We start from the raw sequence: 13603 nt of genomic DNA on the forward strand, positions 1-13603 counted from the left end.
ATGTTGGTGCCTGGGGTCGAGGGGATCTACGGGGGTCCGGCCGGAGAGGTTCCGGAGGGCGCGTTCCCGTTGTCGCCCGCGCAGTCGGGCATCTGGGCGGCGCAGGAGGTCGCGCCGGACGTACCGGTCAACATCGCGCAGTACATCGATGTGCGGGGCGAGCTCGACTTCGACAAGTACAATGAGGCGAATGTCCGCGTCGGCCGGGAGCTGGGCTCGGCGTTCCTGCGCTTGGTCGAGGCGGGCGGGCGCCCGTACCAGATCGTCGACCGCGCCATCGAGGACTCGGTGTCCTACGTGGACCTACGCTCGGCGGCGGATCCGGAGGCGGCGGCGCTGGCGTGGATGCGGCGCGAGTATTCCGCGCCGCTGGACATCTATGCGGACCGGTTGACGGTCGCGGTGGTGCTCCGCCTCGAAGCGCAGCGCTATTTCCTCTACACCCGCGTGCACCACATCGCGCTGGACGGCTTCGGCGGGATGACGATGATGAACCGCCTCGCAGAGGTGTACAGCGCGCTGGTCGAGGGCACCGAGCCGCCGAAGTCCAAGGCGCGCGAGCTCGATCGCATTCACGCCGCCGAGCTCGAGTACCGCGGCTCCTCGCGGTTCGAGGCGGACCGCGAATACTGGGCCCAGCGCACGCATGACCTGCCGGAGGCGCTGAGCCTGGCGGGGAGGCAGGCGGAGGCGCAGGTGCCCAGCATGGTCGCAAGCACCCCCCTGCCGCCGGCGGCGGAGGAGGCGCTCGAGGCGAACGTGGGGCGCTCGTCGGTCGCGCCGATGCTCATCGCCGGCGCGGCAGTGTACCTGGCGCGCGTCACGGGCCGCGACGACATTGTGCTCAGCCTGCCGGTGTCGAGTCGCACCACGGCGGCCATGCGCAACTCCGGCGGAATGGTGTCGAACGTGGTGCCGCTGCGCGTGCGCGTGGTGCCGGAGGAGACCGTCGGTGGCCTCGTCGCGGGCGTGCAGACCGAGCTCATGGGGGCGTTGCGCCACCAGCGGTACCGCCACGAGGACATTCGCCGCGATGCGGGCTTCGATTCGACGCACCGCGGCTTCTTCGGCCCCGCCGTGAACATCATGCTGTTCCACAGCGAGGTGCGGTTCGGCGGCGCGACGGGGCACTTGAACGTGCTCTCGACCGGCCCGGTCGAGGACCTGGCGATCAACATCTACCAGTCGGTGGCCGGCTCGCAGATCCACGTGGACTTCGAGGCGAACCCGGCGCTGTACGCGCAGGATAAGCTCGGCCGGCACCACGATCGTTTCCTGCATTTCCTGGGCGAGTTCATGGGCGTCGACGAATCGACGGCGCTGGGGGATCTCGAGCCGGTGGGCCGCGCGGAGCGCGACACCGTGCTGTATGAGTGGAACGACACGGCGGAGTCGTACGAGCACGCGACGCTGATCGAGTTGTTCGATGCTCAGGCCGCCGCCACCCCGGACGCGACGGCGATCGCCTTCGGCGGGCGGAAGTGGAGCTACGCGGAGTTCGCCGCACTGACCAATCGACTCGCCCGATACCTGATCGGACTCGGTGTGGGGCCGGAATCGCGGGTCGCATTGGCGACGCGCCGGTCGGTCGAGATGGTCGCCGGGATGTACGCGGTGCTCAAGGCCGGCGGTGCCTTCGTGCCGCTCGACCCGGAGCACCCGGTCGAGCGGAATCGTTATGTGCTCGAGTCGGCGCGTCCCGAGTGCGTGCTGACGACACGCTCCGATGCGCCGGACCTGCCGAGCGGTGTCGGCGGCTTGGCGATCGACAAGCTGTCCCTGGACGCCTACGACGGATCGGCGGTCACCGACGCCGACCGCAAGCAGCCAGTCAGGGTCGACAATGCCGCCTACGTGATCTACACCTCCGGCTCGACCGGCCGGCCGAAGGGCGTCGAAGTCGGCAGGAAGGCGATCGCCAACCAGGTTCAGTGGCTCGCGTCCCGGTACGCGCTGGGCCCGCAGGATGTCGTCCTGCAGAAGACGCCGTTCACGTTTGACGTCTCCCTGTGGGAACTGTTCGCGCCGTTGACCGTCGGTGCGCAGATGGTCATCGCGGAGCCGGAGGCGCACCGGGATCCGGTGCGGCTCGCGGAGGCGATCGCGGAACACGGGGTGACGGCCACGTCCTTCGTGCCGTCGATGCTCTCCGCATTCATCGACGCCACGCGCCCCGAGGACAGCTGGTCGTTGCGGTTGGTTCTCGCGGCAGGCGAGGTGCTGTCCGGCCCGACCGCCGATCAGTTCGCCCGGTTCAGCGGTGCGGAGTTGCACAATCTCTACGGTCCGACGGAGGCCGCGGTGCACGCCACTGCGGCGCCGATGCAGACGGACGGCGCCCGCGCGGTGCCGATCGGCGGCCCGGTGGCGAATACGCGCACGTACGTGCTCGACTCCCGGCTGCGGCCCGTTCCGGTGGAGACCGTGGGCGAGCTGTACCTGTCGGGCGCGCAATTGGCTCGCGGGTATGCGGGGCGCAGCGATCTGACGGCGGATCGGTTCGTCGCGGACCCCTTCAGTGCACCGGGCGGCCGGATGTACCGCACGGGGGACCTGGTTCTCTGGCGGACGGACGGGCAGCTCGAGTATGTGGGGCGCGCCGACCATCAGGTGAAACTGCGGGGGCAGCGCATCGAGCTCGGTGAGATCGAGTCGGTGATGCTGGAGCAGGATGGCGTGCGCGCCGCTGCCGCCGCCGTGGTCGACACTCCGCTCGGGCGGAGGCTCGTCGCCTACGCCGTGCCCGCCGGCGACGCCGAAATCGACTCGGCGGACGTGCTGGCCGGAATCGGCGCTGCACTGCCCGGCTACATGGTTCCGGACATCGTGGTCCCGCTCGCGGAGCTGCCGCTCAGTCCCAGCGGCAAGTTGGACCGCAGATCCCTCCCGGTCCCAGAGTTCGCCGGGGGCGACGCCGAGTTCCGGGCCCCGACGACGGAGGTCGAGAAGGCGTTGGCCGGGGCGTTCGCGGAGGTCCTCGGGGTCGACGAAGTGGGGGTCGACGATTCGTTCTTCGCCCTCGGCGGGGACAGCATCGTGGCCATCCAGCTGATCACCCGCGCGAAAGAGCGGGGTCTGGTCTTCAAGGCCCGGGATGTCTTCGAGCGTAGGACAGTTGCGGGGCTGGCCGAAGTAGCGGAGCCTGCGGACCGGGCGCGGGCCGAGGTGCTCGAGGAGTACTCGGGCGGCGGAGTGGGTCCGGCGCCGTTGACCCCCATCGCGCATGCGATGCGGGCACGCGGCGATTACGGGCGCTATGCGCAGGCAATGGCGGTGACGGCGCCGGCGGGGGCGGAAATCGGACGTCTGGTGGCCACACTGCAGCATGTGGTGGACCACCACGATGCGCTGCGGGCCCGTTTGGATCGGGACCGGCTGGTGTTCCAGCCCGCCGGAGTGGTCGATGCGACCGCGATGGTCGAGCGTTGCCGGGTCGGATCCGACGTTATGAGGGATCCCGAGCGGTTCGCCGAGGTCGAGCGTGCGTCGCTCGAGGCCGCGGCGGATCGACTCGATCCGCATGCCGGCCGCTTGATCGAGCTGGTGTGGTTCACTCCCGAGGACGGCGATGCGGCCCGGTCCGGCGGCGACTGTGACAACGACGCACCGGCTGACGATGCTGGCGGCGCCGCTGCCGAGCGGCTGCTGATCGTCGTCCACCACCTCGCGGTCGACGGGGTGTCGTGGCGGATCCTGCTCCCGGATTTCGCCGCCGCATGGGCGGCATGCGCGGCGGGCGCGGCGCCGGATCTGGCCCCCGCGATCACCTCCGCGCGCCGGTGGGCGTACGGCCTTCAGGAGAAGGCGGCATCGCGACGCGGCGAGTTGGACGTGTGGCGCTCGATGCTCGACGAGCCGGATCCGATGATCGGAACCGCCCCGTTCGATCCGGCCATCGACACCGGGGCGACGGCGCGCCGCGCGTCCGTGGAGTTGTCCGCCGCCGAAACCCGCGATCTGCTCATGACGGTGCCGACGGCGTACGGGGCGGACGTCAACGACGTGCTGCTCACCGGCTTGGCTCTCGCGGTCGCACGGTGGCGCGCAGAAGACGGCGCGGGGCATGGCTCCACGCTGGTGAACCTCGAGGGGCACGGCAGGGAGGAGGATCTCCTTCCGGGCGCAGATGTCTCACGCACGGTCGGCTGGTTCACCTCCGAATTCCCGGTGCGCCTCGACATCGGCGGGATCGATGTCGATGACGCGTTGGCGGGCGGTGCGGCGGCCGGAGAGGCGCTCAAAACCGTCAAGGAGCAGCTGCGGGCGATACCCGGTCGTGGGATCGGGTTCGGCCTGCTGCGCCACCTGGACCCGGAATCCGCGGCCGTGTTGCGGGAACTGCCTGCACCGGAGTTCACGTTCAATTATCTCGGACGGGTCTCGGCGGGCGACATTCCCGAGGCGCTGCGCGAGTTCGGCTGGATGCCCGCGGGCAATGCCGGGGACCTGAAGGCCACCATGGGCCGCGCGATGGCGCTGAACTCTCCGCTGGAGATCAATGCGATCTCGGCTCCGGGCGTGGACGGCGAGCGGCTGGCGGCCGCCTTCTCCTTCGCTTCGCGCGTACTCGACGAGCACCGCGTGCAGCACCTGGCCGACTTGTGGACGTCCGCGCTGCGGGCGCTCGTCGCGCACGTCGCGGACGGAGGTGCCGGGCTGACACCGTCGGACGTGCCGCTGGTGTGCGCCGACCAAAACCAGCTCGATGCCTGGGCCCGTGGCCATGCCGGGATGTCCGACGTCTGGTCTCTCTCGCCGCTGCAGGAGGGGTTGTTCTTCCACGCTCTGTTCGCGGAGCGGAGCCTCGACGTCTACACGGCGCAGATCGTGCTGGACCTGCACGGGAGTGTCGACGCCGAGCGCATGCACGCCGCCGCGCAGCGTCTTATCGACAGGCACGGGAACCTGCGGGCCGCCTTCGTGCAGGACGAGTCCGGTGCGCCGGCGCAGATCGTGCTCAACGGGCTCGATGCACCGTGGCGCGTCGTGGACCTGACCGATCTGCCGCCGCAGGAGCGTGACACGGAGCTCGAACGGATGCAGACGGACGACCGCACGCGGAAGTTCGACATGGCGGCACCGCCGTTGATGCGGTTCAGCCTGGTGCGGCTCGCTCCCGACACGTTCCGGTTGGCGATCACCAGCCACCACATCCTGCTGGACGGCTGGTCCACCCCGCTGTTGGTGCGCGAGTTGCTGATGTTGTACGCGGGCGACGGGGACGCCTCGGTGCTGCCGCGGATGCGGCCGTACCGCGATTACCTGAGCTGGCTGTCGCGGCGTGATGCCGAGGCATCACGCGAGGCCTGGGCGCGGGAGCTCTCCGGCATCGGTGAACCGACGTTCCTCGCGCCGCGGAACCCGAATCCGGATGCGCCCGCCGAGCCGGTGGATCTGGACGTCGACGTGGACCCGGGCCTGCGCGACGGACTCGAACGCCTCGCCGCGGAGGCGGGCGTGACGCTGAACACCGTGGTGCAGGCGGCGTGGGGGATCGTGCTGTCGCGGCTGACCGGCAGCCGCGACGTGGTCTTCGGTGCCACGGTATCCGGACGCCCCCCGCAGCTTACGGGCGTGGAGTCGATGATCGGCCTCTTCATCAACACCGTGCCCGTGCGGGTCCGGCTCGCGGCGGACGAGGCGGTCGAGGGCCTGCTGCGCAGAATCCAGGACGCGCAGGCGGCGCTGCTCGATCACCACCACGTGGGCCTGACGGAGATCCAGCGCCTGGCCGGGGTGGGCGAACTGTTCGACACGTTGACGGTCTTCGAGTCGTATCCCGTCGACCGCAGCGGGCTCACCGCTGAGACGGACATCGCCGGGATGTTCGTCGACGATGTGTCCGTGGTCGATTCCACGCACTATCCGCTGGCGCTGATGGTGCTGAAGGACCCGGAACTGCGGTTCCGGATCAAATACCTGCCGGCGTCGTTCGACCGGGCGATGGTGGGCCAGCTCGTCGAGCGGTTGCTGCGCGTGCTCGACGGCATGGCGTTCGACCCGTCCGCGCCCGCGGACGGTATCGAGATTCTCGATCCGGAGGAGCTGGCGCGCTTGACCTCGGTGCGCGGCGGTCCGGCGCTCGAGTCGCGCACGCTGGCGCAGATCCTCGAGGGGGCGGCCGCGGCGAACCCGGACGGCGTCGCCGTGGAATCCGGCGACCGACAGATGAGCTACCGCGAGCTCGATCGGCTGTCGAACCGCCTCGCGCGCGTGCTCGTCGCCCGCGGCGTGGGCCCGGAATCGTTCACGGCGCTGGCGATCAGCCGCTCGATCGAGTCGATCCTGGGCATCTGGGCGATCACCAAGGCGGGCGGCGCGTATGTCCCCGTCGACCCGACGTACCCTGCCGACCGGATCGCGCACATGGTCGGCGACAGCGGCGCGGTGCTGGGGCTGACCGTTCCCTCGGAGCGCACCGCGCTGCCCGGCGCGCTCTCATGGACGGACATCGACGCCGAATCCGTCGCGGCGCTCACCGCGGGGTACTCGGACGCGCCGCTCACGGACGCCGAGCGACTCGCGCCGGTGTCGGTGGACGGCGCCGCCTACATGATCTACACGTCGGGCACCACCGGGCTGCCCAAGGGTGTGGTGGTCACGCACGGCGGGCTGGCGAACTTCGCGGCCGAACAATGCGAACGGTATGAGCTGTCGACCAGCTCGAGGCCGATGCATTTCGCGTCACCGAGCTTCGACGCGTCCGTACTGGAACTCTTGCTCGCTTTCGGTTCGGGTTCAACCCTGGTCATCGCTCCGAACGACCTCTATGGCGGCCCTGAGCTCGCGCGCTTCCTGCGGGAGGAAGCCGTTTCGCACGGTTTCATCACTCCGTCGGCGCTGGCGTCGGTGGATCCGTCGGGGCTCGACGATTTCCAGTACGTCGTGGCCGGAGGCGAAGCGGTTCCGTCGGACTTGGTGCAGCGCTGGGCTCCGGGGCGGCGTTTGTTCAACGGCTACGGCCCGACCGAGACGACGATCATGACCAACATCAGCGATCGTCTGCGCCCGGATGACGGTGTGACCATCGGCGGACCGGTCCGCGGGGTGGAGGCGCTGGTCCTGGACGATCGGTTGCGCCCGGTCCCGGTCGGGGTTCGCGGCGAGCTCTATATTTGCGGGCCGAATGTGGCGCGCGGATACCATGGGCGTGGTGCATTGACCGCCGCGCGGTTCGTCGCCAATCCCTTCGGCGGCGACGGCACGCGCATGTACCGTACGGGCGATGTCGTGCGGTGGATCGAGGATGATGCCGGCGCTCTGACGATCGAATACGTCGGTCGCAGCGACTTCCAAGTCAAAGTCCGCGGCTTCCGGATCGAGCTCGGTGAGATAGACGCGGCTTTGACCCGGCATCCGGACGTGGAGTTCGCGACGACCCACGGCCAGGAATTGCCGTCGGGTGCGAAAGCGCTCGTGTCCTACGTGCTTCCGAGTGACGGGGCCGAGCTGGACACGGCCGAGTTGACCCGATTCGTCGGCGAATCGCTGGCATCCTACATGGTGCCTTCCGCGGTCGTCATCCTCGACGAGATTCCATTGACGGCCGTCGGAAAGCTGGACCGCGCCGCACTGCCGATAGCCGATATCAGCGGGGCGATCGGCGAGTTCGTCGCACCCCGTGATCCGGCGGAGGCCCTGGTCGCCGGAGTCTTCGCCGAAGTGCTCGGTGTGGAGTCCGTCAGCGTCACGGATTCATTCTTCGAACTCGGCGGCGATTCATTGATCGCCACCAAGGTGATCGCGCGGATCAATGCGGACGGACAAGCGCGGCTGGGAGTTCGCGATCTGTTCGAGGCGCCCTGTGCGGCGGACCTGGCTGCGCGGCTCGACTCGGCGCGAACGGCCGGCGGCGACCGCCCCGCCCTGGCTGCGCGGACGCGGCCTGAGCGGATTCCGCTGTCGCTGGCACAGCGCAGCATGTGGCTGATGAACCGCTACGATCGCTCGTCGAGCGCCTACAACGTCCCGATGGCGGTGCGCCTGACCGGGGAACTCGACGCGGAAGCGATGTCGGCCGCGGTGCGGGACGTCCTCGGGCGGCACGAGTCGCTGCGTACCTTCTACCCGGATTCGGACGAAGGGCCATACCAGCGGATCATTCCGGCGGACGACGTCGCCACGGACCTGGTTCGGCAGACGGTCTCCGACGCTGATCTGCATAAGACGCTGAACGGCTTCGCTGCACTGGGCTTCGACGTCGCCGAAGAAGTGCCGGTGCGCATTCGTTTGTTCGAGATGAGGCCCGACGACCACTACTTGATCCTCGTGGTGCACCACATCGCAGCGGACGGAGCCTCCTTGATGCCGCTCGCGCGAGACGTCATGGTGGCGTATACGTCGCGCTGCTCCGGCCGCGCGCCCCAGTGGGAGCCGCTTGAGGTACAGTACGCCGACTTCGCATTGTGGCAGCATGAGGTCGTCGGCGATCCGGCGGACGACGATTCTCTCGCCGCGCGCCAATTGGCGTTCTGGGGGCGCGAGCTCGCGGGGTTGCCCGAACGTCTCGAATTGCCGACGGACCGTGCGCGCCCGGCGCGGCAGTCGATGAACGGCGACCACATCGATTTCACGATCGATGCGGAACTCACCCGAGGTCTGAACGAGGTCGCCGCCTCGCATAATGCGACCTTGTTCATGGTCGCGCACGCCGCGCTCGCCGCACTGCTTGCGCGGCTGTCCAGCAGCGACGACATCGCGGTCGGTACTCCGATGTTCGGCCGGGGGGACCGATCACTGGACGATCTGGTGGGCATGCTCATCAATACGCTGGTCCTCCGCACCGAAGTGGATCCGGCGGCTCCGATTTCGGAGTTGATCGCTTCTGCACGGACGGCGGATCTGGCGGCGTTCGACAACGCCGACGTGCCGTTCGAGACTGTCGTGCAGTCCCAGGGGGTCGTGCGCTCCAATGCGTACGCGCCGCTGTTTCAGGTCATGCTCGCCTTCCAGAACAACGCGCAGGCGACTCTGGAGTTGCCCGGGCTCAGGGTCAACGTGCTTGCGGACATGGCGGAGTCCGCCAAATACGATCTGACGTTCACGCTTTCCGAACAGGTCGGTGAAGACGGCGCGGGCGGCGGCATCGACGCGCGCTGCACGTACGCGACCGATCTGTTCGACCGGTCGACCGTGGAATTGATCGTGCAGCGGTATGTCCTCGTCCTCGAAGCGTTCGCGTCGGACGCGGCCGTGGCGATCGGCGATATAGACATACTCACCGACAAGGAGAAAGCCCAGTTGGCTCCTGCCGAATCACAGCGTGTGATGACGGTCCGTGAATTGCCGCAACTATTGGCGGCGGCCGTGCGCGTCGATCCCGAGGCGATCGCCGTGGAGCACGACGGCATGCGGGTGACCTACCGCGAGTTCGACGAGCGTATGAAGCTGCTCGCCGGGACGATGGCCGAGCGCGGGATGGATGACCAGGCGATCGTCTCCGTCGTCCTGTCCGGGCTGGTGCCGACGATAATGACCGCGCCCGAAGGCTTCGGAGCCGTTCTCGACCAGGTCATCGCGGACGCGCACGCGCTGGTCGGCGATATCGAGATCGTGCCTGACGAGCCGGCGGTGCACACGGCGCCCGGCGACGAACCGGATCCGGACGGCTGGCCGTTGACCAGCGCTGCGGGGCGCTGGCAGGAACTGGCCGTGCAGGATCCGGATGCGCTTGTGGTCGTCTGCGGCGAACAGCGGCTCACCCGCGCGGAACTCAACTCCCGCGCCAACGCTCTCGCCCGGGAGTTGCAGTCGTGCGGCGTCGGTCCCGACGACGTGGTTCCGCTGATCGTGCCACGTTCGGCGGAATGGGTGGTCGGCATGCTCGCGGCGTGGAAGGCGGGTGCGGCGTACTGCCCGCTGGATCCGGCGTGGCCGCTCGAGCGCATCATCGAACTCGTCGGCGTGCTCGATGCGTCGGCGGTGGTGACCACGTCCGGTTGGCGGCCGGAATCTGATCTGCCGTTCACGACAATCGCTCTGGATGATCCCGCCACGGCCGTACGTCTGGCAGACCGCGATGACACGGACCTCCCGGACGCCTGGGCGGACGCCGCGGCGGGGGACCGGCTCGCGTACGTGATCACCACCTCCGGATCGACGGGCAAACCGAAGCCGACGATGGTGCCGATGCGCGGTGTGGCCAACGACTTCCAGTGGTACCGCAGCGCATTGGACTTCCGTGCCGGCACCGGAGTGCTCGTCGCCAATTCGCCGCTGTTCGACCAGACGCAGAAGAACATCTGGCTCTCGCTCGGCTTCGGCGGCGTTCTCCACCTCGCCGCCGACGGGTTCGATCCGCAGTCGATTCTGCGGCAACTGGCCACCGGGGACATCGCGGTCGCGAACATGGCCCCGAGCGCCTTCGAGGTGCTGGTGGATCTCGACACCGCATCAGCGATCGCCAACCTCGAGTGGATCGTCCTGGGCGGTGAGCCCATCCGCGAGGCGGCCCGCAGGCCGCTGATCGGCACGCGCACGCGGATGCTGAACACGTACGGCCCCACGGAGACGTCGGACACGACCTCCTGCTTCGAGGTGGACCTCTCCTCCCTGGATGCGGAGGACGGCGATATCCCGATCGGGGATGCCTTCGCCGGTGCGGAGTACTACGTGCTCGATAGTCGGCTGCGACCGGTGCCGGCGGGGGTGACGGGCGAGCTGTACATCAGCGGCATCGTCCTGGGTCGCGGCTACCGCGGGATGTTCGCGATGACGGCGTCCCGATTCGTCGCGAACCCGTTCGGCGAGCCGGGAACGCGTATGTACCGCACGGGCGACCTGGTGCGGCGCCGCCCCGACGGCGAGCTGATGTTCATCGGCCGCAGCGACTTCCAGGTCAAGATCCGCGGCTTGCGCATCGAGCTCGGGGAGATCGAGACGGCGCTGACCGCCGCAGCAGGGGTCATGCAATCGGTCGTCGTGGTGCATGAGGACGATCGCGGCCAGCATCTGGTCGGCTACGTGACGGCCCGCGATGGTGCGTCGATGGCGGAATCGGACCTGATCTCGCAGCTCGGCGGGAAATTGCCCGAGTACATGGTGCCGGAGGCCGTCGTGGTACTCGACGGCATGCCACTGAACCCCAGCGGCAAGATCGACCGCAAGGCACTGCCGGCGCCGGTGATGAATGTCGACGAGAGCCGGTACGTCGCCCCGCGCGGCGTGGCCGAGGATGTGGTCGCCGGCATCGTGGCCGACGTACTCGGACTGGACCGCGTCAGCGTCGAGGAGTCCTTCTTCGACCTGGGCGGGAACTCGCTGAGCGCCACCCGCGTAACCGCACGCGTGGGCGAGGCGTTCGGCGTCGAAATCGGTATGCGGGACCTGTTCGACGCGCCCACGGTCGCGCTGCTCGCGGACTTCGCAGAACACGCCGAGGGGGAGGGCGCCGCCCGTCCGGCGCTCGTCGCCGCCGAACGCCCCGAGCACCTGCCGTTGTCGATGGCGCAGCAGCGCATGTGGCTGCTCAACCGGTTCGACCCGCAGTCGCCCGCCTACAACATCCCGCTGTCCGTGCGGTTCTCCGGATCGCTGGACACCGACGCGTTGGCAGCGGCATTGCGGGACGTGGTCGAGCGCCAGGAGACGCTCCGCACGGTGTTCCCCGGCGCGGACGGCGAGGCCGAGCAGGTGATCCTCCCCGCCGCGCAGGTGGAGATCGACCTCACCCCGGTGGATGTCGACGAAGCGGGGCTCTCGGACGAGCTGCTCGCCATCGCCGCACGCGGATTCGACCTCACCGCGGACGCGCCACTGCGTGTCCGGCTGTTCCGGACGTCCCCCACCGAGCACGTGCTCGCTCTGGTGCTGCATCACATCGCCTCCGACGGTGCATCGTCGGCACCGCTGGCCGGTGACATGATGGTCGCCTACGCGGCCCGCGTGCGCGGCGAGGCCCCGGACCGGCCGCCGCTGGCGGTGCAATACGTCGACTACGCGATCTGGCAGCGCGAACTTCTGGGCGCGCACGACGACCCGGACGCCCGGGGTGCACGGCAGATCGCCTATTGGTCGCAGACCCTGGCCGGGATTCCGGAGTCGATCGCGCTGCCGACGGACAGGCCGCGGCCGACGACGCGTGATATGCGCGGTGGTGCGGTGATGGCGGATATCGACCCTCAGACGCATCGCGCGCTGGTGGATCTGGCCCACCGCAACGGCGCATCGCTGTTCATGGCGCTGCATGGCGCGCTCGCGGTCATGCTCTCCCGCGTGAGCGGCACGCAAGACGTCGCCGTCGGGGCGGCGGTGGCCGGGCGCGGCGAGCCGGCGCTCGAGGACATCGTCGGCATGTTCGTCAATACCCTGGTTCTGCGCACGCACGTGGATCCGGAGCTGGACTTCGCCCGGTTCCTGGGCCGCGTGCGCGAGGCCGACCTGAGCGCGTTCGGCAATGCGGACGTGCCGTTCGAGCGGCTCGTCGAGATCCTCGACCCGCCGCGCTCCACGGCGCACACCCCGCTGTTCCAGGTGATGATGACCCACCAGGCGGATGCAGTGCCCACCCTGGAGTTCGAGGGGCTGGAGGTCGCGCCGGGCGCCGTGGACGTGGAGGTCGCGAAGTTCGACCTCACCTTCGACCTCTCCGAGCGCTGGAACGCGGACGGCACCCCCGGCGGTATCGGCATCCATACCGGGTACGCGACCGACATCTTCGATGCGGGCACGGTCGAATCGCTGGTCCAGCGCTACCTGCGGGTGCTCGAGGCGGTCGTGGCGGACGATTCCGCGCATATCGGGCGCATCGACGTGCTCAGCGCTGCCGAGCGCACCACCCTGGTGCCCGTGCGCGGCGTTTCCAGCGTGGAAGCGCGGACCCTCCCTACCCTGCTGGCGCGCGCAGTCGAAGCGAACCCGGACGGTATCGCGGTGGAATCCGGCGACCGCCGGGTCACCTACCGGGAACTCGATGAGCGGTCCAACCGACTCGCGCGGGTGCTGATGGATCGTGGCGTGGGCGCCGAGACCTTCGTGGCGCTGGGCATCACGCGCTCGGTCGAGTCGATCCTGGGCATCTGGGCCGTCGCGAAGGCGGGCGGCGCGTACGTGCCGATCGACCCCACGTATCCGGCGGAGCGCATCGCGCACATGGTCGCCGATTCCGGCGTGCGGGTGGGGCTGACGGTGGCCGCAGATGCGGACCACTTCCCGCAGGGCGCCGATTGGATCGAACTGGATTCGGACGCGTGCGCCGAGTGGTGCGCGCGGCAGTCGGCCGCCGCAGTGACCGACGCGGAACGCAGGGGCGTGGTAGCGCCGGAGAATGCGGCATACGTGATCTACACCTCCGGCACCACGGGCCGGCCGAAGGGCGTCGTCGTCACGCACGGCGGGCTGGCGAACTTCGCACTCGAGCAGCGCGAGCGTTACGAGGTCACGACGGATTCGCGCACACTGCACTTCGCGTCGCCGAGCTTCGATGCCTCGGTGCTCGAATTGCTGTTGGCGACCGGAGCGGGGGCGACGATGGTCATCGCCCCGACCGACGTGTACGGCGGGACGGACCTGGGCGAATTCCTCCGCGAACGGCGCGTGACGCATGCGTTCATCACGCCTGCGGCGCTGGCATCGGTGGACCCGTCCGGGCTCGACGAGTTCGCGG

At 69.1% G+C, this 13603-nt stretch carries 1 protein-coding gene (running past one end of the window); it reads left to right on the plus strand.

Going from position 1 to position 13603, the window contains the following annotated elements:
* Positions 1 to 13603, plus strand: the 5' end (the start) of a protein-coding gene (locus tag H4F70_RS04330) for a non-ribosomal peptide synthase/polyketide synthase (protein WP_182359153.1). 20162 nt of this gene lie beyond the right edge of the window; only the first 13603 of its 33765 coding nucleotides appear in the window; the start codon lies at positions 1 to 3; its stop codon lies beyond the right edge, outside the window.

It is taken from the genome of Tomitella gaofuii (genome assembly GCF_014126825.1).
Lineage (GTDB): Bacteria > Actinomycetota > Actinomycetes > Mycobacteriales > Mycobacteriaceae > Tomitella > Tomitella gaofuii.